Genomic DNA, 21,448 nt, shown 5'->3' with positions numbered 1-21,448 from the left:
ACGGGTCAGGGCCGTTCCTGGCGTTCCCGGCGCTTGCGCAGGAACTCCCTGCCCCGGTTGCGGGCCACCGCCTCCCACGCGGCGGCCCGCAGTACGGGAGCGGTGCGCCGCCGGGCGAGGAGCAGCCGGTGGTTGGTCGCCTCCTCGGGGCGCCAGTGGTGCTTGTACGGTTCGTCGCCGCGCAGGAGGCTGAGGACCCGGCTCCGGCCGCTGTCAGCGGCCTCCGTGGAGGCGTGGTACTCCGTGCAGGCGTGCAGGAGCATCGTCGCCACGTCCACCTTCCGCTCGCGCAGCCGCGGGTCCGCCCCGTACAGATAGCCCCCGGCCAGTTGGGACGAGAGCAGGGTCAGATCGGTGGCCACCACCGTGTCGTCGAGCCGGAACTCGGTGACCACCGCGCCGCCCTCCCTGACCATCAGGCCGACCGACCGGATCAGGTGCTCGGAGAACCGCGGCCGGAGGTGCTCGGGGGTCACCTTGCGCCCCTGCCACTGGAGTTGGTGCAGGCGAAGGAGCGTGCGCATGGAGTCGTCGACCTCGTCGTGTCCTACGACCCGCCGCTCGACGCCCACCGCCTGCAGCTTCCGGATCTTGGCGCGCGCCCGCTGTGCCCGGGGCGCGGGAAGCCGTCCGAGCAGCTCGGGCAGCGACGTGCTGGGCAGCTCCAGGCAGAGCGAGCCCGCGAGGCGGAGCCGGGGCCCGCGCCAGCGTGCGTAGACGCGCTCGACCGCGGCGCCCGACCTGACCTCGCGGAAGTCGATCAGCGCGCCGCGGGCCAATTGCGACAGACCGTCGGCCAGCGCGTCCGCGGCCTCGTCGGCGCACGCGTCGTCGAGCAGCACGTCCGTGAAGTCGGTGATCGCGCCGCCCAGCGGCACGAGCGCCGGGAGCGGTACGTACGCGCGCATCAGCGGCGCCGCGGCGACGAGCTCGCCGTCCCTGCGCACCAGGACCACGCGGAGCCGCCCGCGTGTGCCGTAGGAGAGCCACCAGGAGTGCAGCCACGCGTGACTCTGGAACGGCGTCGCCGTCCGGCAGCCGCGGTGCAGCCTGGCCCACGCCGTGGCGAGCCCCCCGAACTCCGCCTCGTCCGTGCAGAGTTCGACCGTCAGTGTGCTGTCGGCCATCCCCGTCACCTCTCCCGGTTGAGGTCGGCGGACTGCGCGGGGCCGGGCACCGCGGCCGATGGCGTGTCCTCGCCGCGGCGAGGGCGCACGAGGAGGGCGAGCCCGCCGAGCAGGCCTCCCGCGCAGGCTCCCACCAACGCGGTCATGGGTGCGGTCGCCGACGCGGGGGCATCGGGCTCGACCGCCCGGGAGAGCTGCAGGAGGCGTACCTGCGTGCTCTCCTTGGTGTGGTTCGCGTTGTTGGTCAGGGAGCGCGCCACGGCGTTGGCGATGTCGGCGGCCTTGCCCGGCTTGGCCGCGGACGCCGAGATGGAGATCATCGGGGCGTCGGGCGATGTGGCGGCCTGCACGCTCTCGCGCAGGGTCTGCGGCGAGACGCCCGACTCCACCTGTGCGTCGCCGAGCACCGCGAGCTGCGTGGCGACCCGGCCGTACGCCGTGGCGAAGCCCAGCGCGGCGGTGGGGTCGGAGTCCTTCTGCGGTACGGCGATCACATAGCTGGTCGCGGTGTACTCGGGTGTCGCGACCGCGCCGTACAGGCCGCCGGTGAGGGCGCCGAGCGCGGCGCCCGCGGGCAGGAGCCACCACGCGGGCAGGCGCTTCACGCGGGCCAGCATCGGGGCCGCGTCGACTGGGCGGAACCGCCTGCTGAGGGTATCGGTCATCAGGAACTCACTCTCGGGGTCGAGCCGGAGGCGGCTGCCTCGTATACGTGCATCAGCTGTGCCGCGCTGCGGGTGATGCTGTAGCGGTGTGCGGCCTCCAGGGGCAGGCGCGGCCGTGGTCCCGCCGACCGGGCCCGCAGCAGCGCCCGCGCGAAGGAATCCGGGTCGCCCGTGACGCGTTCGGCGCCGACGGCCGCGTCCGGCGGCAGGTCCTCGACGGCGGGGCACCGGACGTAGAGCACCGGCAGACCGGCGGCGAGACCCTCCACGACGGCGAGGCCGAAGGCCTCCTCGGGCGACGGCGACGCGAGGACGTCCATGGCGGCGAGGAGCGCCGGGAGGTCGGCCCCCGCCGCCCCACCAGGGCTCGCCTCGGATGTGTGAGGCCGCTCCCCGGCGAACAACACCCGGTCCGCAACGCCCAGTTGGGCTGCCGTCGCCCGCAGCCCCGCCTCCTCGGGGCCGCCGCCCACCAGCAGCACGCGTACGTCACGTGGCAGCGCCGCCAAGGCGTGCAGCAGAACATCGAACCGCTTACCGGGGGTGAGGCGGCCGACCCCGCCGACGACGAACGCCTCGTCCGGGAGCCCCAGTTGACGACGCGCGGCGATCCGGGCCCGGGGGTCGAAGCGGAACCGCTCGACGTCGATGCCGTTCGGTACGACATGGATGCGCTGCCGGGGCACCCCCCAGTGGCTGAGCCGCTCGGCGACGGACGGAGAGACCGCCACCGTGGCCCGCCCCAGACGTTCGCCCGTCAGGTACAGCGCGCGGACGCCCGCGGTGAGCGGCCTCCCCTCCATCTGCGAGTCGCCGAGGGAGTGTTCGGTGGCCACGACGGCGCGCGTCCCCGCCAGGCGCGCGGCGATGCGGCCGTAGAGGCAGGCCCGGTACAGGTGGGTGTGCACGAGGTCGTATCCGCCACCCCGGATGACCTTCGCGAGGCGGGGCACCGCGCCCAGGTCGCGGTTGCCGGACATGCCCAGGTGGATGACGCGCACTCCGTCCGCCGTCAGACCGTCGGCGACCGGCCCCGGGTTGGTGAGCGTCACGACGTCGCTGCTGACGGGCAAGTGGCGCAGGAGCAGGCGCAGTTGCTGCTCGGCGCCGCCGACCCCGAGGCCGGTGATGATGTGCAGGGCTCTCATTCGCTCACCGCCGGTTCGCGGACGGTACGGCGGCGCAGCCGGTTGAGCCGCAGCTTCAGCTGGAGCCGCAGGGCGGTGTCCTCCTGCCCGATGTGGACGCGCGGCACGGCGTGCACTCCGGTCAGGGCGCCCGGGGAGATCGCGCATCCGTAGCGGTAGCCGGCCGCTCGTACGGACTCGACGACGCGCTGGTCGACGGTGCCGTACGGATAGCAGAAGCCCTCGACCTCGCGGCCGATGAGGTCGGAGAGGGCGACCCGGCTGCCGCTGGTCTCCTGCCACAGCAGCCGGTCGTCCGCCTGCGTGAGGTCGACGTGGGTGAGGCCGTGCGAGGCGACCTCGATCCCCTCGGCGGCGGCGCGGCGGATGCCCTTCGCGTCGAGGAGCGGTTTGCGCGGGCCCAGCGGGTCCCACGCGTTGTCGCCCGCGAGGCGGCCGGGGAGCACGAAGAGGGTGGCGTCGAAGTCGTAGTGGTGCAGGAGGGGCAGGGCGTTGGTGACGAAGTCGGCGTAACCGTCGTCGAAGGTGAGGCCGACCAGATCGCGCCCCTCGCCCCGGGCGCGCGCCGTGAGCAGCCGCGACATGCTCACCCCGCGCAGGCCCTGGCGCCGCAGCCAGCGCAGCTGGGCCGCGAGGCGTTCGGGCGAGACAGTGATCTTGTAGGGGTCGTCCGCGCAGTGGGCCACGGAGTGGTACATCGCCACCCACATCGGCGCTTCGGGCAGCCAGTGCCGTGTGCGCCGGGTACGGGGGTTCTCACCGAGTGCTGTGTCAACGGACATGCGTGAGCTTTCGTGTGGCGGATGTGACGGAGCGGAGTACCGGCGCGACGGCCTGGGCCTTCAGGGCCCAGAGCACCAGGACGAAGACGGCGACGACGGCCGACGAACCGGCGGCGAAGGCGGCGAACGGCGAGCCGACGCCGCCCGCGACGGCCCCTCCGGCGGCGGTGGCGCACACCGTCGCGGCCACCGGCTTGAGCAGTTCGCCCACCACCCTGCGGACCCGGATCGGCACATTGCGCGGACCCATCCCGCACAGCAGCACGAAGGCGGTGACGCTGATGCCCGCCGCGTTGGCGAGCGCGATGCCGCATACGCCCCACACGTCCACCGTCCAGCTGCCGATCCCCGCGGTCGCGGTGACCCCGACCGCCATCGCGCCCAGCGGGAACCATGTGGCGCGTCCACCGGAGAAGTAGGAGCGGACGAGCGCTCCCACCAGCGTGTGGCCGAGGAGACCCAGGGCGTACACGCGCATCACGGCGGCCGTGGCGACCGTGTCGTCCGCGGTGAACGCGCCGCGCTGGAAGAGGAGTTGGATGAGCTGGGGCGCGCAGGCGATCACCACGGCGGTGCCGAGGAGGACCACACAGCCGGCCAGGCCCAGGTCCCGCTCCACACGCGACCTGGCGCGCTTGACGTCACCGTCGGCCAGGGCGCGCGCGACGACGGGGAGTGTGACCGTGCACAGCATCAGGGAGAGGATCATCGGCACCTGCGCCACCTTCTGGGCGTAGTTGAGGTGCGAGATGGCCCCCGACTCCAGCGAGGACGCCAGGAAGCGCTCGATGAGCACCTGCGACTGCCGGCACAGCGCGAACAGCAGCACGGTGGCGACGAGGGTGCCGCTCATCAGCGCGGGTGACGGGAGACCCGCCTCCGTCTCGACGGGCGCTTCCGCGGTGTCGCGGGTGAGCTGCCGCCAGAGCGAGGGGGCCTGGACGAGCACCATGAGTACGCCGCCGACCGCGACGCCCAGGGCCGCCGCCCGGACGCCGTAGCGAGGGGCGAGGACGAACACGGCGGTGATGATGCCGATGTTGTAGAAGACGTAGATGCCCGCCGGGGCCACGAACCTGCGGTGGGCGCGCAGGGCCGCGCTGCAGTAACCGGCGAGGCCGAACGTGAAGACGCAGGTGGCGGTCAGCAGCGTGCAGTCCACGGCGAGCCGCGGGTCGGGCAGCCCCGGCGCGAGGACCTCCACCAGGACGGGCGCCCCGGCCATCAGGATCAGCGCGACGGCCCCGGAGGCCAGCATCAGGCGGGGCAGCGACGTGGCGACCAGGGCGCGGACCGGGTCGCGGCCCGTGCCACGGCCGCGGCGGGCCAGCGCCATGCTGAAGGCGGGGACGAGCGCGAACGCGAGGCCGTCCTCGATGAGCAGGGTGGTGGCCACCTCGGGGACGGTCCACGCGACGAGGAAGGCGTCGGTCTCGGGGCCCGCCCCGAAGAAGTGGGCGAGCGCCTGGTCGCGTACGAGACCGAGCACCGATCCGGCCACCGTGAGGAACGCGGTGACCAGCGCGGCCTTGGCGAGGAAGCCGTTGGAGGGGTCGGCGCCCCTGACCGGCTCGGCTCCGGTCGCCGGAACGGGCACCTTGCCTGCCGCTTCCGTGTCCACGGAGTGGGTCGTGGAGGTCATCGCGGTACCTCCCCCGGCGCCGATGCGGACACGGCGCTGCCGGCCAGCGCCCACCAGGCCACGAGCCCGAGGACCACGGCCGTGAGCACCGTCGAGGGGCCGCCGATGTCGGCGTAACTGAAGTCCACCAGCTGCCAGACCAGGAGCCCGCACGCGGTGAGCGCACAGTCCGCGCCGGCGCCCCCGCGCACCCGGGTGAGGCGTCGCAGGCCGAGCAGCAGGAAGGCCGCCCAGCTGCCCACGAGGGCGCACAGGCCGAGCAGGCCCTGCTCGCCGAGGACGAGCAGGTACATGTTGTGCGGGGAGAGCAGCGGCTGGCGGCTGAACTCCGCGCCCGCGCCCGCGGTGTCGCTGGCCGATGACAGGGCGAGCGAGGCGTGGCTGTCGCGGTGGTCGGGGAAGACCTTGAGCCCCACGCCCGTCACGGGCTCGGCACGCCACATGTCCACCGCGGCGGCCCACATCGTGTACCGGTCGGTGACCGACTGGTCGGGGGCGTCGGTGACCTGCGTGATGCTGGTGACGCGCTCCTGGAGCATCTGCGTGCCGATGCCGAACCCGCCCACGAGGACCACGGCTGCGGCCGCCACCACCGCGAGGGCCCGCAGCGCGTTCCGCACGCCCGCGAGGCCCAGCTGCGCGCCGCAGGCCACGACGGTGGCGATCCAGGCGCCACGGCTGAAGGAGAGCGCGAGCGGAACGATCAGGAGCAGCGCGCACACCAGAGCCAACTGCCGCTGGCTCAGTCGCATTTGACGCCGGCTCGGGGCGGCCGGTCCGAGCGCGAGCGCGACCGCGCACACCAGGCCGTACGCCACCACGGTCGACATCCCCATGACGTCCGTCGGGCCGAAGGTGCCCACGGCCCGGACGTCCGAACCCATGTAGCTGGCGCCCGTACCCGTGGCGTACTGATAGACGCCGATCGAGCCCTGGAAGAGGGCGAGGGCGATGAGGGACCAGGCCACCAGGCGGAAGTCGCGTCGGTCGCGCACGAGCATCAGGACGGCGGCCGGTACGAGGACGAAGATCTGGAGGTAGCGCACCAGGCCGGTCACCCCGGCGGACGCGGTGCTCGCGCCGACCGCCGCGACGGCGATGCCGAGCACCGGCAGACCGAGCACGACGGCGGCGGTCCGCGTCAGCGGCCGACGCGCCGCGCGCACGGTGCGGGCCACGCACCAGAGCACCACCAGAGCGGAGGCCGCGTCGGCGACCGTGCCGCCACCGGAGCCGCCGCCGGAGCCGCCGTCGCCCGGCGCCGCGGGGAGCGCGAGCAGGGCGACCAGGGCCATGACGGGCAGCACGGGCCCGGCGCTCCGGAGCGCCGACGCCAGTGCCGCGGCGGGCGATCCGGCCGGGAAGATCGCGATCGGGGCGGCGTTCAACCGGGTCAGCTCCCCGTCGGGCGTACGAGGGATGCGGCGGTGCGCAGCAGGATGCACAGGTCCTGCCAGAACGACCAGCTGTCGATGTAGGCGTTGTCGAAGCGGCACCGGTCCTCGATCGAGGTGTCGCCCCGCAGCCCCTGGATCTGGGCGAGCCCGGTGATGCCGGTCGGCATGCGGTGGCGCTCGGCGTAACCGGGGTGCGCCTTGCTGAACTGACCGACGAAATAAGGCCGTTCGGGCCGCGGCCCGACCAGGCTCATGTCGCCCCGCAGGACGTTCCACAGCTGGGGAAGCTCGTCGAGCGACGTACGGCGCAGGAACTGGCAGAAGCGGCTCATGCGCTGCTCGCCCGCGACGGTCCACCTGGTCGCCGCCTCGTGCGGGTCCGCGGGACGGTGGGTGCGGAACTTCAGCAAGGTGAACGGCCGCCCGCCCCTGCCGATCCGCTCCTGACGGAAGATCACCCCGGGCCCTTCGGTGGCCCGCAGGACCGCGGCGCAGGTGAGGAGCACGGGGCTGATGAGCAGCAGCAGGGCCCCCGAGGTCACGAGGTCGAGGGCGCGCTTGCTGACACTGAAGTGTGTGCGCCGCACGGGCACGAGCGGACGGCAGGGGAACCCTGCGAGCCGCGCGGATCTCGCCTGCCGCCCCGGCGCGTCGTAACCCGGCGGCTGCGTGGCGTCGATCGCCCATACGTCGCAGCCCGAACCGCTCAGCGTCCGCAGCCACCCGATCTGCTCCGGGCCGGGGGTCGGTCCGACGACCAGGACGGTGCGCACGGCGTTCTGGATGACCGCGCGGCGCAGCTCCTCGATCGTGGAGAGCACCGGCAGTTCGGCGCCCTCGGACTCCGTGCGCTCGGCGGGCGCCTCCCCCACGATGCCCACGGGCCGCACCCCGGCCTGCGGGTGGCGCAGGACCGCGTCCGCCACGCGCCGCGCGACGGAGCAGGGGCCGACGACCAGGGCCGGGCGCGGCTGCCGGAGCACCGCTCTGCGGGCCCACCAGTACAGGGCGCCGCGGCCGGTGCAGCACAGCACGCTCTGGAGCGCCGCCGCCGTGCACAGGGTGGCCAGGGAGAGCGGGCTCAGTACGGAGGTGCTCGCGGCCAGGAGCCCCACGGCGCACCAGCTCAGGAGGGCCTGCCAGGCCAGCGAGGGCAGTTCGTCGAGGGCGCTCGGCACGGCGAGCGGGCGGTAGAGCGCGGCGCGTGCGTTCAGGCCGGTCACCCCGGCGAGCAGCAGGACCACCAACAGGGGGTGGCGCTGCGGCCCGGTGAGCAGCACGGTCCCCAGGAGGGCGGCCGCGCTGTCGACGGTGAGCAGGGGCAGGACCGATGAGCGGCGTGCCGAAGCCCCCCGCTCGCTGCTCGTCCCGCGGCGCCGCCCGCCCCCGCGGGGTGGGATGACCGAGGCGGTGGCGATGGCGTGGTCGGCCGCCCGTGGCTGCGCGGCAGGGGCGACGGTTCGTTCCGCACTCACGGGTTGCTGGACTCCCTGCTCTTGATGGGCCCCACGTCCAGAAGCGCGCGGTACACGGCCGCGACAGCTTCCGCGGTGTGCCGCACATCGTGGGTGTTCAGAACGTGGCGGTGCGCCGCGCGGCCGAGGGATTCACGCAGCGGCGGGTCGCCGAGCAGTTGGAGGAGGGCGCGCGCCAGTGCCTCCGGGTCCTCCGGGGGGACGAGGCCGTGGGGCGCGAGGCCGGGCGGCAGGCTCTCACGTGCGCCGTCCACGTCGGTGACCACCACGGGCCGTGCGCAGGCCATCGCCTCCAGGGGTACGAGTGCCATGCCCTCCCACCGGGACGGCAGCACCACGAGGTCGGCCGCCCGGTACCAAGGTGCGGCGTCCTGGACGTCTCCGACGAACCGCACGGAGGCGGGCGCCTGTTCCCGCAGTCCTGCCGCGTCGGGTCCGTCCCCCACGAGGGCGAGCCGGGCGAGCGGCATCCGCTCGGCGACCGCGGCCCAGGCCCGCAGCAGGACGTCCTGTCCCTTCTGCCGGCACAGCCGTCCCACGCACACCACCAGAGGCTCCCGCTGGGAGAGCCCCAGAGCCGTGCGCGCGCTCTGCGCGGCCTCGGGACGGAAGCGCTCGACGTCGACCCCGTTCGGGATCACGGACCAGGGCGCTTCGATCCCGGCCCGCTGCCCGGTGAGCCGTTCCGCCTCGCTGACGCAGACCACGTGCGTGGCCCAGCGCGCCCCGAAGCGCTCCCAGCGCCGGACGAGCCCCGCGCCCACACCGCCGACGGCCTCGAAGGACCACGCGTGCGGCTGGAAGACCGTGGGCACCATGCCGCGCAGGGCGAGCCGGACGGCGAGTCCGGCCTTGGCGCTGTGGGCGTGCACGACGTCGGGCCCGACCTCGTCGACGATGCGGGAGATGCGCCGGACCTCGTCCGCGAGGCCCGGCCCCGGGGAGCGGGTCGCCGCCCATCCGTGGACACCGCATCCCGTGCCGCGCACGGCAGCCGGCAGGCCGCCGCGGTCCGGACATGCCACGTCGACCCGCATCCCCGTGGACAGCTGGGACTTCACCAGGTCGGTGACCACGCGGGCCACTCCGCCGTCGACGGGCTGCGCGACGTGAAGGACGCTCAGCCGGGGGTCAGTTGCTGACATGGGAGAGCCGCACGGAATAACGCATGACCGGCGTTGCCCTTTCGGGAAAGGTTCCGAACCAGGAGGGAGAATTTCATGCGACAGTCACACGCAACTCGCAACTTCCCGCACTTGTTCATTCAAATGGCTTCAGGAGGAGAGCAACACTAGCCGCTTTTTGCATTAATCCAGGAAGGCTGACAAGTGTGTCGGAATCGTGAAGTGCGTAACGCGCGGAGCCTTCCCCGAACACGGGCGCGGGGGCCGTCGCGTTAACCCCGCGCCAGCAGATCACCCTTTTGGGCCCACAACCCCTGCGGGCGAAGTCCGTTGATCCATGGGCCGGGCACCCCGCCCTGCCGATGCATCAACTGACCAAGGAGCAACTCTCCATGTCGCGTACCGCGAAGGCCCTCGCCCTCTCCACCGTTGCCGTGGCCGCCATGGCCGGCAGCGCCGGCGTCGCCGCCGCCGACTCCGGTGCCCACGGTGCCGCCGTCAACTCCCCCGGTGTCATCTCGGGCAACGCCGTCCAGGTCCCGGTCCACATCCCGGTCAACGCCTGCGGCAACACCATCAACGTCATCGGTCTGCTGAACCCGGCGTTCGGCAACACCTGCGTCAACGCCTGACGCTCCAGCAGCACCGCTGCACGCTCGTCGCGACGGCCGTTCTCCCCCGAGGAGGACGGCCGTCGTGCGTTCCCGCCATACCCCCGGCGTGCGTCATGCCCCCGAATGGCAGTCGCTCGGTTGCGGCCGATGTCCACCGCTTTCACGGTGAACACAAGATCCGACACGTCACCGAGACGCATCACCGAAGGGAACATCCATGCGCGCTCTGCCCGTACGGCGTATCGCGACCACCGTCCTCTCCGCCACGCTCCTCCTCGGGGCGGCCGCTCCCGCCATCGCAGCCGAGAGCGGCTCCTCGCAGGGCAGCACCCGGCAAGCGGCCGGCGAGCCTGTTCCCGACGTGGAAAAGCTGCTGGCCCAGGTCAACACCCTGGGCGACGTCGGCGGCGTCCTCACCCCGGTCACCGATCTGCTCACCGCCGTGCTCAAGGCCGAGAAGGGGCAACTTCCCGAGGCGGACGCCACGAAGCTCACCGCCTCGGCGAAGGAAGCCATCACGGAGGCCACCGGTACGGCGCCCCAGACACCGGCACTCCCCCAGAAGCCGGCGGCTCCCGAAACCTCCACGGTGCCGCAGACCCCGGCGCTCCCCCAGGCCCCGTCCGACACCGACAAGGCGGCGCCGGACCCCAAGGCCGACGCCCTGAAGGCACTGCAGACCACCGTCGACGCCCTGCTCAAGGCGGCCACCGGCGGCGACGCCGCGAAGGCGGCGGGAGCGGTCCCGCCCGTGCTCACCGGTCTCGTCAACGTCCTCGCCGCCACGCTGGTCGGCGGCGGCCTCCCCGCGCCCGACCTGGCGGGCCTGCCGGCCCTGCCGAAGGAGCCCGCGGCTTCCTGAGCGCCGAGTCGACCACTGCCCGTCGCGTCGGACCTCTGTCCGGCGCGACGGGTTTCTCATGTTCCCGTCCCACACGTGCCCGTCTCACACGTGTCCATCTCATAGGAGAAAAAGACCCCGCCTTCGTTCGGGTGGGTTCCGGGATTTTCCGCCGCACAGAGTTTCCGCCGTACACAGCGCTCGTTACCCATGGCGAAGTGAAAATCCCCTCTGGCGACCGCCCGTCGCCGCAGAAAGGAACATGATGAAGCCCCTGAAGGCTGCCGCCGTCGTTGCCGGATCCATGGTCATCGCTGGTGCCGCCGCACCCGCCTTTGCCGCCGACCTCACGCCCACCAGCCTGAACGGTGCAGTCGACACGCTCGCCGCCCACTCGTCGCAGCTGGACGCGGCCCCGCTGGCCACCAACGCCCTTGACACCGAGAACAAGGACTCGGTCGTCAACACCCTCACGGGTGCGGCGAAGAGCGTGCACGCGGGCGGCGGCGCCGGCAAGCTCCTCGGCGGACTTCCCGTCTCGAAGTAGAGCTCTTTCCCGCTCCTTCATTCGGTGCGATTGCCGCGGTGAAACAACACGCGACAGTGAGGGCCGGTTCCGCGGAAATATTCCGCGGGCCGGCCCTCAGCCCTTTCCCGGGCCTCCCCCCCTTCTTGCCACTTCCTCTCAGTTCGACTGCAGAGCCCCGGAGTTCGAGCCGTAGGTGCCCCGATCGTGTGATCGCTCGCCCGTACTCACCCAAACAAGTGACAGCCGGAGTCGGGGAATCAGGTCACATCGATACGGTTCCGGGATGACGTCGACATCGAGCGAGACCCGCACTTTCCGAGCCGCCGATCTGGGCACCCTCACGGTGGTCGCCTGGAGTGGTGAACACCCCGAGGACGAGAAGGACATGCCCTTCCTGCTCGCCTATTCGCTCGGCGACGGCGAAGGCGGCCTTGAGGGCGCGACCGAAGCCATCGAGCTCCTCCTTGAGAACACCGGACTCCCCATCGGCGGCCCCGTCGTGGAGAGTTCCCGCAATCCGAGCCTGCCCGTCACGCTCCTCGTCGAGGCCGGCCAGGCCGTGCTGAACATGCCGCACCTCAACGCCCAGTGCGTCGTACCGCCGGAGTGGCTCGCCGCGGTGGGCGAGCGCGGGCACGCCTACTTCATGTTCACCACGCGCCCCTGGCCCGAGGCCAAGCCCGGCGTACCCCTCTCCGAAGAGGCTCTCGCGGCGTTCGCGGGCACCGAGGAGACGATGACGCGGTCCGCGCACTGCCTGCTCACCGCGAAGAGCCTGCGCGGCTAGGAGCCGCACCGGAGCCCGCACACCACCGGAGCCCGCACACGACCGGGGCCCGCCGCTCGGGACGAACCGACGGGCCCCGGTGAACCCAGTGAGGATCGCAGCGATGTACACCAAGACGTCTCTTCCTGAGGCCCGTAGGCCCGAATCTCCCTTAGGGCGTGTGGATCCGCCGTCCGGTGACGCCGGTGGGAGCCGTGCGTTCGCGCTGCTTCTGGTGATCACGGGCGCCGCGGGGCTGCTCGCGGCGTGGGTCATCACGCTGGACAAGTTCAAGCTCCTCGAAGACCCGGACTTCACACCGGCGTGCAGCCTCAACCCGGTGGTCTCCTGCGGCAACATCATGAAGAGCGAGCAGGCGTCGGTGTTCGGGTTCCCCAACCCGATGCTGGGCATCGCCGCGTACGCCGTCGTGATGTGCGTCGGGATGGGTCTGCTGGGCCGTGCGCGCTTCCCGCGCTGGTACTGGCTGACGCTGAACGCGGGCATGCTCTTCGGCGTCGGTTTCTGCACCTGGCTGATGTACCAGTCGCTGTACGAGATCAACTCGCTGTGCCTGTGGTGCTGCCTGGCCTGGGTCGCCACGATCGTCATGTTCTGGTACGTGACCTCGTTCAACGTCCGTAACGGCCTTCTGCCCGCGCAGCCCTGGCTGCGTACGTTCTTCGGTGAGTTCACCTGGGTGCTTCCGGTGCTGCACGTCGGCATCATCGGCATGCTGGTCCTCACCCGCTGGTGGGACTTCTGGACCAGCTGATGCCGATCACAGCCTTCACCCGCCGAGCCACGATGCGGAACCTCATCGCCGTCGCCGTCACCGCCGTCACGGGGCAGGCCGCCCTCCACTGGTGGACCAGGCAACCGGCTCAGGACCCGCCGTCCGACGACCTTGGTGACGGTTCGTCCGACGACCTCGGTGACGGTTCGTTCGACGAGATCTACGCGGGCCGGCACATCCGCGGGTCGAGAGCCACCGCGAACGGCCCCCACACGGACGTCTCCTGGGACATCACCGTCGACGGACGCCCGCTCCACCTCATACGGCGCGCCGACGGCGGCTATCTGAGCATGATCGACCACTACCAGTCGTATCCGACGCCTCTCATCGCCACCCGCAGGGCAGTGGACGAACTCGGCCCCGGGCAGCAACTGCGCGCCGTGCACACCTGATCACCGCCCCGCACGCCCGGACCGGAGGAGCGAACCGACGTGGTCCACACGCGCAAGAACCAGGCCCGGCTCACCAGTGCCGAGAAGCGGCGATTCGTCAACGCGCTGCTCGAGCTCAAACGCAAGGGCGAGTACGACGAGTTCGTCCGGGTCCATATCGAGCACTACGTGTCCGACGGCGACGACGGACTGCGGGTGGCCCACATGACGCCCTCGTTCCTGCCCTGGCACCGCCGGTTCCTGCTGGAGTTCGAGCGGGCCCTGCAACGGGTGGACTCCGCGGTGTCCGTCCCGTACTGGGACTGGACGGCGGACAGGTCACCCGGCGCCTCGCTCTGGGGCAGCGGGCTCATGGGCGGCAACGGGCGCCGCACCGACCGGCAGGTGATGACAGGCCCGTTCGCCCGTACGAACGGGGCCTGGATCATCAAGGAAGGGGAGACGAGCGGTGACTTCCTCATGCGTGACTTCGGCCGGCCGCAGAACCCGATCGAGCTGCCCACCGAGGCGGAGCTGTCCCGTGCGATGCGCGACCCCCTGTACGACAAGGCGCCCTGGGACTCCACCTCGTCCACCGGCTTCCGCAACAAGCTGGAGGGGTGGACGTCCGGCATCGGCAACAGCAAGTGGCGCAACCACAACCGCGTCCATCGCTGGGTCGGCGGACACATGCTCGGCGGCGCGTCGGTCAACGACCCCGTGTTCTGGCTGAACCACGCCTTCGTGGACCTGCTGTGGGACCGCTGGCAGGCGCGCCACCCCCGCTCGGCGCCCTACCTGCCCGAGAAGCCTCCGAGGGCCGGCAACGGGCCGCCGCGCGGCCGTATCTGCGCGCGTTACGAGGGGATGCCGCCGTGGGACGCGAAGCCGGACGAGCTGATCAGCCACCGGGGCATCTACCGGTACGCGTGACGGGGGCAGCTACCGCTACGCGTGACCGGCATGACGAAGCCCCCGGCGGCCGTTGGCCGCCGGGGGTTCACGTACGGGGGTCAGCTGCCGTAGCCGCCGTGGCCGCCCTTGTGTCCGCCGTCGGCGTTCACGCAGGTGTTGCCGAACGCCGGGTTCAGCAGCCCGATGACGTCCACAGTGTTGCCGCACACGTTGACCGGGACGTGGACCGGGACCTGGACGAGGTTGCCCGAAAGGACGCCGGGCGAGCCCACGGCCGCACCCTCGGCGCCGGCGTCAGCCATGGCCATACCGGTGCCACTGAGCACCACGGCGCCCGTGCCGACGGCAACAGCGGCTGCCTTCGCGATGCGAGACATCACGTTCTCCTTTGAATTGACGAGTACAGCCGCATGTACGCGGCCCTACTGTCCCTTCAACGGCCTCATCGACCGCAGGTAACGGCACTGATCGGTACATCATTGGTGAAATCGTCGGTGAATTCGTCCGGGCGACCGTGTCCAGCGCTGTTCCGATCCGTTGCGCATCACATGATCTCAACACGACGCATGGCCGCCGCCCTCGCTCTCGCGGCGGGCGCCACCGCCCTGGCCGCGCCCGCCGCGAGCGCCGCCCCCATCTCCCCCACCGGCACGATCGACTCGCTCGCCGCGTCCTCGATCCCCGAGGAGCACCGCGCCGAGGTGCCGTCCGTCACCGAGCAGCTCAAGGGACTCAACGGCCTGTACGAGCTGCAGCAGCTGCACCAGCTGACCGACATGGCCGCACCGGTCACGGGTCTGCTGGGCGGGATCCAGTAGCACCAGCAGGAGTCGTAGTAGCCGCACGTCTCACGTGCGAGGAGAGGCGGGGCCGGGCCCGAGCAGCCCCGCCCCGCCTCACGCATGACCGATGCCGACTGCCCGGTGGATCTAGTAATGGACCTCAGTAGTGGATCTCAGTAGCGGATCTCAGTAGTTGTCGCCGAAGGCGGCTCGTTGGCGCTTCTCCAGCCAGCCACTGAACAGCCGGCCGATCGGCGCCGCCGCGACACCGCCCTGTTCACCCGGCCCTGCCACCGACAGCAGCCAGGCCGGCATGAAGCGCAGCGTCCAGCCTGGTGCCGTCTTGCGCATGTGGGTCGCGAAGCCCTTCCAGACCTGCTTGCCGAGCGCCGGGGCGAGGCGGCCGAGGAGTTCGCGCTCCTCGTCCCCCGCGTGCCCGGCCAGCTGTTCGCGCACCTCCTCCGTACGGGTGGCGAGTTCCGCCGCGACAGCGGGGTCCGTGCCGAGCCGTTGGCTCGTCTCGTGCCAGGTGTGCAGGACCTTCGCCAGCTCTTCGTGCTCGGCGGTCATGAGGGCCAACGCCTTCTGGTCCGCGCCCAGTTCACGCAGCCGGGGCCAGAGGAAGTCGTCCTCGCCCTCGTGGTGGTGCTCGATCACCTGGAACAGCTTGTCCACGTAGTCGAGTAGGGCGGCGGCCTGTTCGGCGTCGGGAGTACGGGCGAGCTGCTCGGCGCTGCGGGCCACGCGGTCGAGATCGCGCACCATGGCACGGTGGGCCAGCAGCATCGTCTGGTGCCCCGAGGGCAGATGGGCGATGGACTCGGTCATGGATGTCGCTCCTCACAGAAGGCTGGCTGCTGCGATCTTGCCTCGGCAGACGGCCGCGCCGGGGGCGTTCGCGTCACCCGGCTGCCGCAGACGGCTGTGGCTCCCACATGCCCTGCGATATTCCCGTGCGGCGCAGGGGCCCGGCTGCCTAGACTTCGGGCAGCCGAATGATCAGCCAGTGAGGGAGGAGCCGGGCCATGCGTCACCGCACAGCTGCCTGCGCTCCCCGGTCGCGGTTCGACGTGATCCTGGTGTCTTCGCGCGTGCGGTGCCGGCTGCGCGGCCGTCACTGAATCTCCGGGCGACCCCTCTGACGTACCGACGCGCCTCTGCCTGTCCGGGCATGGAGGCCGTCGTCCTCGGTCCGGCTCCGTTCCGCCCTCAATCGCGCTGCCCCGCCCCGCATCACACCGAAAGGCCCAGGGCCGTGCGCACCAACAACACCAACACCCCTTTCCAGACGCGCATTTCATCGACCACCGTCCGTAATCTCGGCATCCTCGCCCACGTCGACGCGGGCAAGACGACCGTCACCGAGCGGATCCTCTACCTGACCGGCGCCACCCACAAGAGAGGTGAGGTCCATGACGGCACGACCGTCACCGACTTCGACGCGCAGGAACGCGACCGGGGGATCACCATCTTCGCGGCGGCGGTCAGCTGCGCCTGGGACGGGCACCGGGTCAACCTGATCGACACTCCGGGTCACGTCGACTTCGCCGACGAGGTGGAGCGCTCGCTGCGGGTGCTCGACGGTGCGGTGGCGGTGTTCGACGCCGTCGCGGGCGTCGAGCCGCAGAGCGAGTCGGTGTGGCGCCAGGCCGATCGGTACGAGGTGCCGCGGATCGCGTTCATCAACAAGCTGGACCGCGCGGGCGCGGACCTGGACACGGCGGTCGCGTCGATCAGGGATCGCCTGCACACGGTCCCGCTGGTGGTGCAGCTGCCGATCGGTCGTGAGGACGAGTTCACCGGGGTGGTGGACCTGCTGCGCATGCGCGCACTGCTCTGGCACGCGGGCAACGACTCGTACGAGACGACTCCGATCCCCGAAGCTCTGGCCGCTCAAGCTCACGAGCGCAGGCGGGAGTTGGAGGAGAAGGTGGCGGAGATGCACCCGGCGGCGATGGAGGAGTACTGCACGACGTCGACGCTCACCACCCCCACCCTGACGGCCGCGCTGCGCGACCTCACTCTCAGCGGTGAGGGCGTGGTGGTGCTGTGTGGTTCCGCCTACCGGAACCGTGGCATCGAGCCGTTGCTCGAAGCGGTCGTGGCCTATCTGCCGTCGCCGACGGACGTTCCGCCGGTACGGGGGACTCTGGGCGAGACCGTGCAGGAGCGTGCGGCCGATCCGGGGGCGCCGTTCGTGGGCCTGGCGTTCAAGGTGAACGCGACGGCGACGGGGCGGCTGACGTACGTGCGCGTGTATGCGGGGACGATCACGAAGGGAGAGACAGTGATGGACGCGGGCACGGGCCGCACCGAGCGGATCGGCCGCATCCTGCGCGTACAGGCCGACCGCCACGCGGAGTTGGACCGGGCGACGGCCGGCGACATCGTGGCCGTGGTGGGCCTGAAGACGGCCCGCGCCGGCACCACGCTGTGCTCCCCGGCGGCGCCCCTGATTCTGGAACCTCCCACGGTGGCGGAACCGGTGGTCTCGGTGGCGGTGGAGGCGCAACGGAGCGTGGACACAGGCCGGTTGTCCTCGGCACTGGCGCGTCTGGTCGAAGAGGACCCGTCGCTGGCGGTACGGGCCGATCGCGAGACGGGCCAGACGGTGCTCTCCGGCATGGGTGAGCTGCATCTGGAGGTGGCGGTGGAGAAGATCCGCCGCGCCCACGGCATCGAGGTCGGCGTGGGCCGCCCGCAGGTGGCGTACCGCGAAACGGTCGTGCGCGGGGTGTCGGGCCTGGTGTACCGGCACGTCAAACAGGACGGCGGGGCGGGCCAGTTCGCCCATGTGGTGCTCGATGTCGCCCCGGTGGAGGCGGGCCCGGACGCGCCGCCCACCTTCACCTTCGCCTCCACGGTGACGGGTGGCCGGGTGCCGCAGGAATACATCCGCGCGGTGGAGGCCGGCTGCAGGGACGCTCTCGCCGAGGGCCCCCTGGGCGGCCACCCGGTGACGGGCCTGCGGGTCACGCTCACCGACGGGGCGACCCACTCCAAGGACTCCTCGGAGATGGCGTTCCGGACGGCGGGCAGATTCGCCCTGCGTGCGGCACTGCGGGCTTCGGAGCTGCAACTCCTGGAACCGGTCATGGAGTTGACCGCAACGCTCCCGGAGGAGGCAGTGGGCGGAGTACTCGGCGACCTGGCGGCCCGCCGAGCCCGGATCACGAACTCGACCACGCGTTCCGGCACGGCCACGATCACGGCAACGGTGCCCTTGTCCGAACTCTTCGGCTATGCAACCCGTTTGCGCAGCCGCACCCAAGGGCGGGGGACGTTCTCTGCTCGGGGGGTGGGGTACGCGGGGGTGCCGGTAGCGCTGTCCGCCGAGGCCTCGGCCCGTTAGCGCAAAGGGATGGCACCGCCTGGCACAAAGGGATGGCCCCGCTCGTGAGAGCGGGGCCATTCCCGCGTTACCCGGCAACCGGCAACCGGCAACCGGCAACCGGCAACCGGCAACCGGCACGGTGAACATCCCTAAGTCGTCCGAGTTCGGCAAGTAGCAGCGGAATGCTGTTCTTCAGCATCCCGGGCTGTTGCCATGAGCTGGTCGCTTTCCTCCGTGGAGAAGGGAGTTCTCGCAGGATGCGGACCACAACACTGGGCAGGGACGGGCCGGTCGTCGGCAGGCTGGGGCTGGGGGCGATGGGCCTCTCGTACCGCTACGCCCCTGCCCTGAGGGACAGGAGCAAGGCCGTATCGCTGGTCCAGGAAGCGATGGACCTCGGGGTCACCCTCGTCGAGACGGCAGGCGCCTACGCGGCCGGGGACAACGAGCGGCTGGTCGGTGAGGCCATCCGCGGGCACCGGGACGAGGTGGTGCTGTGCACCGGCGGCGGCCTGCTCGGTGACGCGGACGGTGCGCTGCGGCCCGCGGGCGGTCCGCAGGCGCTACGGTCCGCGGTCGACGAGAGCCTGCGTCGGCTGCACGTGGACCACATCGACCTCTATCTGCTGCGCCGCGTCGATCCCGGCGTACCGCTGGAGGAGAGCTGGGGAGCGCTGGCCGAGCAGGTCTGGGCGGGAAAGATCCGCATGCTGGGACTGCCCGTCGTCACGGTGCAGGAGGCCCGCGCCGCCGAAGCCGTGCACGAGGCGGCGGCGATGGCCGCCGAGGTGTCGCTGTTCACGCGCTGCGGTCTCGACGACGTCGTGCCGTACGCGGTGGAGCGCCGGATCGCGCTGCTGGCCGGCGCGCCGCTCGGGCGTGGCCTGCTGACCGGGGTGCTGTCCCGGCCGGACGATCTGGCCCCGGACGACTGGCGCCGCACCCAGCCCCGCTTCGCCCCGCGCGCCATCCGCCACAACTTCGCGCTCGCGCAGGCCGTCGCCCATGTGGCCGCCCGGCACGGGGTCACTTCCGCGCAGGTGGCCCTGGCGTGGCTGCTCCGGCTCGGCGAGCACGTGGTACCGCTGCCCGGCACGAGTGCGCCGGACCACCTCGTGGAAAACCTCGGCAGCGACCGGGTGCGCCTGACCGACCAGGACCTGACCGACCTGGAGTTCCTTCCCTACCCGTCGGGAGCCCCTGAGGCCTGAGCCGGGCCCAGCTCACACCGCTGTCCCTCACTCTCTATCTCTTCTGGAGTTCCTCATATGACGACCTCTCTGATCCGGCAGGTCATCCCCCGGCCACGGGAGACGACGACCGCCGTTCACGGCACCACGGCTCCCGGGTTCGCGTCCGTGCGCCACTACTTCGAACGGGCCTGCCGGGATGCGGGTCCGCCCGGTTCCCAAGGAGCCGCGCTGGCGGTCGAACGAGACGGCGAACTGGTCGTCGACCTGTGGCACGGCAGAGCCGACCCGGTCACCTGGACACCGTGGACCGGCGACACCCTCCAGCCGCTCCTGACGGGCTCCCACGGAATCCTGGCCACGGCGGTCCTGCTGCTCGCCGACATGGGCGCGCTGGAACTGGACCGGCCGATCGCCGAATACTGGCCGGAGTTCGCGGCGCGCGGCAAGGGCGCGGTGACGCTGCGGGACGTGCTCACGTTCACCGCCCGGCTGCCGGGCATGGCCACGGGCCTCGGCCAGCGGGACATCGAGGACCCCTACATGATGGCCGCGCTGCTCGAACTGCACGGCCTGGAGGAAGACCCCCGGGCCGGCGGCGTGCTGCACGGGCCGGGGACCGCCGGGTGGATCACCGCCGAGGTGATACGCCGGGTCGACGGCCGCGATCTCGACCTGTTCTTCCTGGAGGAGATCGCGGGCCCACTGGGCGTCGACATCCACTTCGGCCTCGTCCCCGACCAGCTGCCGAACGCGGCGCGGATCTCGTACGACGCGGGCTTCGGCGCCCGGGTGCCGATGCCGGCCGGCGGGGCGGGTGACAGCGGGGCGGACCTCTTCGAGCGGGTGTGGAACAACCCGCCCCCGCTTCCCGCGGACGCCGAGGTGTGGAGCGAGACCCGGCGGCGCTACGCGGTCATCCCCTCGCTGGGGGCGTACGCCTCGGCCCGCGGTCTCGCCCGGCTGCAGGGGATCCTGGCCGCGGACGCCGTAAGGACCCCGGGCGAGGAGCCGCTGCTGCTGTCCCGCCGCACACTCGACCAGGCGCGGAGCTTCTGGGTCGAGGGTCTGGATCCGCTGCTCGGCGGGATCAGCGCGTACGGCGAGGGCGGCCTCCAGCTCCTCGACGCGGGCCGTCACCCGACCGTCTGCTCCGGCGCCTTCGGTCACCAGGGTCCCGGCGGAGTCTCCTACCGGGCCTGGCCGCAGGCCGGGGCCGGGGCCGCCTGGATCTGCAGCCGGCTGACGGCGGGGCCGGGCGCGGGGGTCCTGGACGAGGTGGCGAGGGCGCTGCGGACCGCCTGAGCCACGGCCGGGACGCGGGGGCCGGAGCCCGTCCTCAGGTGGGTTCCGCCCCGCGCCACATCGGGCCGGTCCGGCCCGTCCGGTCGGCAGCGAGGCCGTGCAGGACGATGTCCCAGAGCGGGTCCCCGACCGGGTTCCAGGACGGGTCCCGGGTCGTGTCGAGGGCGGCCATGGCGCCCTCCGCCAGGTAAGCGAGCAGGTCCACAGCGTCCTCGGGAGATACGCCGGGACGAATCCGGTGTGCGCCACAGGCCCGGTCGAGCAGCCCGCGGAGCCCGGGAAGCCAGGCCTCGGCCAACGGCGGCTCGCCCTCGGGGCGGTTGGCGTCCAGGCGGCGCGCGGCGCGTACGAAGGGGTCGTCGTGCGCCAGTCGGGCCAGCGAGTCGATCAGGCCACGCAGTTCCCCCAGCGAGTCGGCGGCCGCAAGGTCTTCCAGACAGCTCCCGAAGCGGGCGCGCCCGAGCCTGCGCACCTCCTCGGCCAGGACCGTCTTGGTCCGGAAGTGGAAGGTCAAAGAGCCCATCGAGGTCTTCGCCCGCCAGACCACCCCCTGCAGGGAGACGCCTTCGTAGCCTCGTTCGGCGAACTCCTCGGCGGCCGCTTCCAGCAAGGCCTGGCGCGTTCTGGCCGCCCGTTTCTGCATGC

22 protein-coding genes are annotated in these 21,448 nt (G+C 71.8%); 11 read left to right on the top strand and 11 right to left on the bottom strand.

Translation table 11 applies throughout. The annotated features are described in order from the left end of the window. Positions 1–5: 5 nt before the first annotated feature. From ABXJ52_RS24050 to ABXJ52_RS24015, 8 genes are all read right to left on the bottom strand, one after another. On the bottom strand, positions 6–1,127 hold the full coding sequence (locus ABXJ52_RS24050) for a GNAT family N-acetyltransferase (RefSeq protein WP_367044751.1): 1,122 nt from the start codon (positions 1,125–1,127) through the stop codon (positions 6–8). 5 nt (positions 1,128–1,132) lie between these two features. Next, positions 1,133–1,792 (bottom strand): lipopolysaccharide biosynthesis protein, encoded by a 660-nt coding sequence (locus ABXJ52_RS24045; RefSeq protein ID WP_367044750.1) that lies wholly within the window; start codon positions 1,790–1,792, stop codon positions 1,133–1,135. Then, positions 1,792–2,940: a glycosyltransferase gene (locus tag ABXJ52_RS24040; RefSeq protein WP_367044749.1), complete on the bottom strand. Its 1,149-nt coding sequence runs from the start codon at positions 2,938–2,940 to the stop codon at positions 1,792–1,794. The genes ABXJ52_RS24045 and ABXJ52_RS24040 overlap by 1 nt, the downstream gene beginning before the upstream one ends. Then, complete coding sequence (locus ABXJ52_RS24035; RefSeq protein WP_367049220.1) at positions 2,937–3,650, bottom strand: polysaccharide deacetylase family protein; 714 nt, start codon at positions 3,648–3,650, stop codon at positions 2,937–2,939. Before ABXJ52_RS24035 ends, ABXJ52_RS24040 begins: the two co-directional genes overlap by 4 nt. Positions 3,651–3,711: 61 nt before the next feature. Continuing rightward, on the bottom strand, positions 3,712–5,364 hold the full coding sequence (locus tag ABXJ52_RS24030) for a lipid II flippase MurJ (protein WP_367044748.1): 1,653 nt from the start codon (positions 5,362–5,364) through the stop codon (positions 3,712–3,714). After that, a complete protein-coding gene (locus ABXJ52_RS24025; protein WP_367049219.1) occupies positions 5,361–6,659 on the bottom strand; it encodes an O-antigen ligase family protein in 1,299 nt (432 codons plus the stop codon). The genes ABXJ52_RS24030 and ABXJ52_RS24025 overlap by 4 nt, the downstream gene beginning before the upstream one ends. A gap of 98 nt (positions 6,660–6,757) precedes the next feature. Further along, complete coding sequence (locus ABXJ52_RS24020) at positions 6,758–8,236, bottom strand: sugar transferase (RefSeq protein ID WP_367044747.1); 1,479 nt, start codon at positions 8,234–8,236, stop codon at positions 6,758–6,760. Next, positions 8,233–9,381, bottom strand: a complete 1,149-nt coding sequence (locus ABXJ52_RS24015; protein WP_367044746.1) for a glycosyltransferase — start codon at positions 9,379–9,381, stop codon at positions 8,233–8,235. The genes ABXJ52_RS24020 and ABXJ52_RS24015 overlap by 4 nt, the downstream gene beginning before the upstream one ends. A gap of 371 nt (positions 9,382–9,752) precedes the next feature. Here ABXJ52_RS24015 and ABXJ52_RS24010 point away from each other — a divergent pair, with 371 nt between their 5' ends. From ABXJ52_RS24010 to ABXJ52_RS23980, 7 genes are all read left to right on the top strand, one after another. Then, positions 9,753–9,992, top strand: coding sequence for a chaplin (locus ABXJ52_RS24010; protein ID WP_367044745.1), 240 nt, complete (start codon positions 9,753–9,755; stop codon positions 9,990–9,992). A gap of 199 nt (positions 9,993–10,191) precedes the next feature. Beyond that, entirely contained in the window at positions 10,192–10,836 is a 645-nt protein-coding gene (locus ABXJ52_RS24005) for a hypothetical protein (protein WP_367044744.1), read from the top strand. A gap of 244 nt (positions 10,837–11,080) precedes the next feature. Next, positions 11,081–11,362, top strand: a complete 282-nt coding sequence (locus tag ABXJ52_RS24000; RefSeq protein WP_367049218.1) for a hypothetical protein — start codon at positions 11,081–11,083, stop codon at positions 11,360–11,362. Positions 11,363–11,627: 265 nt separating this feature from the next. Further along, the gene (locus ABXJ52_RS23995) at positions 11,628–12,131 is read left to right on the top strand and encodes a DUF5949 family protein (RefSeq protein WP_367044743.1); all 504 of its coding nucleotides are present in this window, start codon (positions 11,628–11,630) and stop codon (positions 12,129–12,131) included. A gap of 160 nt (positions 12,132–12,291) precedes the next feature. Then, a complete protein-coding gene (locus ABXJ52_RS23990) occupies positions 12,292–12,885 on the top strand; it encodes a vitamin K epoxide reductase family protein (RefSeq protein ID WP_367044742.1) in 594 nt (197 codons plus the stop codon). Continuing rightward, positions 12,885–13,298 (top strand): tyrosinase family oxidase copper chaperone, encoded by a 414-nt coding sequence (locus ABXJ52_RS23985; protein ID WP_367044741.1) that lies wholly within the window; start codon positions 12,885–12,887, stop codon positions 13,296–13,298. The genes ABXJ52_RS23990 and ABXJ52_RS23985 overlap by 1 nt, the downstream gene beginning before the upstream one ends. A gap of 39 nt (positions 13,299–13,337) precedes the next feature. Further along, a complete protein-coding gene (locus tag ABXJ52_RS23980) occupies positions 13,338–14,210 on the top strand; it encodes a tyrosinase family protein (RefSeq protein ID WP_367044740.1) in 873 nt (290 codons plus the stop codon). An 80-nt stretch (positions 14,211–14,290) separates the two neighbouring features. Here ABXJ52_RS23980 and ABXJ52_RS23975 read toward each other — a convergent pair whose 3' ends face one another. Further along, on the bottom strand, positions 14,291–14,569 hold the full coding sequence (locus ABXJ52_RS23975; protein ID WP_367044739.1) for a chaplin: 279 nt from the start codon (positions 14,567–14,569) through the stop codon (positions 14,291–14,293). A gap of 171 nt (positions 14,570–14,740) precedes the next feature. On the opposite strand from ABXJ52_RS23975, the gene ABXJ52_RS23970 reads away from it, so the two are divergent. Then, positions 14,741–15,010, top strand: coding sequence for a hypothetical protein (locus ABXJ52_RS23970; protein ID WP_367044738.1), 270 nt, complete (start codon positions 14,741–14,743; stop codon positions 15,008–15,010). A gap of 150 nt (positions 15,011–15,160) precedes the next feature. Here the strand turns inward: ABXJ52_RS23970 and ABXJ52_RS23965 are convergent, their stop codons facing one another. Further along, on the bottom strand, positions 15,161–15,802 hold the full coding sequence (locus tag ABXJ52_RS23965) for a hemerythrin domain-containing protein (RefSeq protein WP_367044737.1): 642 nt from the start codon (positions 15,800–15,802) through the stop codon (positions 15,161–15,163). A 427-nt stretch (positions 15,803–16,229) separates the two neighbouring features. Here ABXJ52_RS23965 and fusA point away from each other — a divergent pair, with 427 nt between their 5' ends. The 3 genes from fusA (at position 16,230) to ABXJ52_RS23950 (ending at position 20,803) form a co-directional block, all read left to right on the top strand. Continuing rightward, positions 16,230–18,326, top strand: coding sequence for an elongation factor G (gene fusA, locus ABXJ52_RS23960; protein ID WP_367044736.1), 2,097 nt, complete (start codon positions 16,230–16,232; stop codon positions 18,324–18,326). 239 nt (positions 18,327–18,565) lie between these two features. Next, positions 18,566–19,519, top strand: coding sequence for an aldo/keto reductase (locus ABXJ52_RS23955; protein ID WP_367044735.1), 954 nt, complete (start codon positions 18,566–18,568; stop codon positions 19,517–19,519). Positions 19,520–19,576: 57 nt separating this feature from the next. Then, positions 19,577–20,803: a serine hydrolase domain-containing protein gene (locus ABXJ52_RS23950; protein ID WP_367044734.1), complete on the top strand. Its 1,227-nt coding sequence runs from the start codon at positions 19,577–19,579 to the stop codon at positions 20,801–20,803. 34 nt (positions 20,804–20,837) lie between these two features. On the opposite strand, the gene ABXJ52_RS23945 is transcribed toward ABXJ52_RS23950, so the two are convergent. Then, positions 20,838–21,446: a TetR/AcrR family transcriptional regulator gene (locus tag ABXJ52_RS23945; RefSeq protein ID WP_367044733.1), complete on the bottom strand. Its 609-nt coding sequence runs from the start codon at positions 21,444–21,446 to the stop codon at positions 20,838–20,840. Positions 21,447–21,448: the final 2 nt, after the last annotated feature.

Source organism: Streptomyces sp. Je 1-332 (assembly GCF_040730185.1).
Classification (GTDB): domain Bacteria; phylum Actinomycetota; class Actinomycetes; order Streptomycetales; family Streptomycetaceae; genus Streptomyces.
The sequence above is the reverse complement of the archived record's forward strand: the minus strand, read 5'-3'. Positions and strand labels throughout refer to the sequence as shown.

Excerpts from the sequence above, each read along its gene's own strand:
- ABXJ52_RS23995 (WP_367044743.1), top strand. The coding sequence starts at position 11,628 with ATGACGTCGACATCGAGCGAGACCCGCACTTTCCGAGCCGCCGATCTG.
- ABXJ52_RS24050 (WP_367044751.1), bottom strand. The coding sequence starts at position 1,127 with ATGGCCGACAGCACACTGACGGTCGAACTCTGCACGGACGAGGCGGAG.
- ABXJ52_RS24010 (WP_367044745.1), top strand. The coding sequence starts at position 9,753 with ATGTCGCGTACCGCGAAGGCCCTCGCCCTCTCCACCGTTGCCGTGGCC.
- ABXJ52_RS24030 (WP_367044748.1), bottom strand. The coding sequence starts at position 5,364 with ATGACCTCCACGACCCACTCCGTGGACACGGAAGCGGCAGGCAAGGTG.
- ABXJ52_RS24000 (WP_367049218.1), top strand. The coding sequence starts at position 11,081 with ATGAAGCCCCTGAAGGCTGCCGCCGTCGTTGCCGGATCCATGGTCATC.
- ABXJ52_RS23965 (WP_367044737.1), bottom strand. The coding sequence starts at position 15,802 with ATGACCGAGTCCATCGCCCATCTGCCCTCGGGGCACCAGACGATGCTG.
- ABXJ52_RS23985 (WP_367044741.1), top strand. The coding sequence starts at position 12,885 with ATGCCGATCACAGCCTTCACCCGCCGAGCCACGATGCGGAACCTCATC.
- ABXJ52_RS24015 (WP_367044746.1), bottom strand. The coding sequence starts at position 9,381 with ATGTCAGCAACTGACCCCCGGCTGAGCGTCCTTCACGTCGCGCAGCCC.
- ABXJ52_RS23975 (WP_367044739.1), bottom strand. The coding sequence starts at position 14,569 with ATGTCTCGCATCGCGAAGGCAGCCGCTGTTGCCGTCGGCACGGGCGCC.
- ABXJ52_RS24040 (WP_367044749.1), bottom strand. The coding sequence starts at position 2,940 with ATGAGAGCCCTGCACATCATCACCGGCCTCGGGGTCGGCGGCGCCGAG.
- ABXJ52_RS23955 (WP_367044735.1), top strand. The coding sequence starts at position 18,566 with ATGCGGACCACAACACTGGGCAGGGACGGGCCGGTCGTCGGCAGGCTG.
- ABXJ52_RS24045 (WP_367044750.1), bottom strand. The coding sequence starts at position 1,792 with ATGACCGATACCCTCAGCAGGCGGTTCCGCCCAGTCGACGCGGCCCCG.
- ABXJ52_RS23970 (WP_367044738.1), top strand. The coding sequence starts at position 14,741 with ATGATCTCAACACGACGCATGGCCGCCGCCCTCGCTCTCGCGGCGGGC.
- ABXJ52_RS24035 (WP_367049220.1), bottom strand. The coding sequence starts at position 3,650 with ATGTGGGTGGCGATGTACCACTCCGTGGCCCACTGCGCGGACGACCCC.
- ABXJ52_RS23945 (WP_367044733.1), bottom strand. The coding sequence starts at position 21,446 with ATGCAGAAACGGGCGGCCAGAACGCGCCAGGCCTTGCTGGAAGCGGCC.
- ABXJ52_RS24025 (WP_367049219.1), bottom strand. The coding sequence starts at position 6,659 with ATGGCCCTGGTCGCCCTGCTCGCGCTCCCCGCGGCGCCGGGCGACGGC.
- ABXJ52_RS23950 (WP_367044734.1), top strand. The coding sequence starts at position 19,577 with ATGACGACCTCTCTGATCCGGCAGGTCATCCCCCGGCCACGGGAGACG.
- ABXJ52_RS24005 (WP_367044744.1), top strand. The coding sequence starts at position 10,192 with ATGCGCGCTCTGCCCGTACGGCGTATCGCGACCACCGTCCTCTCCGCC.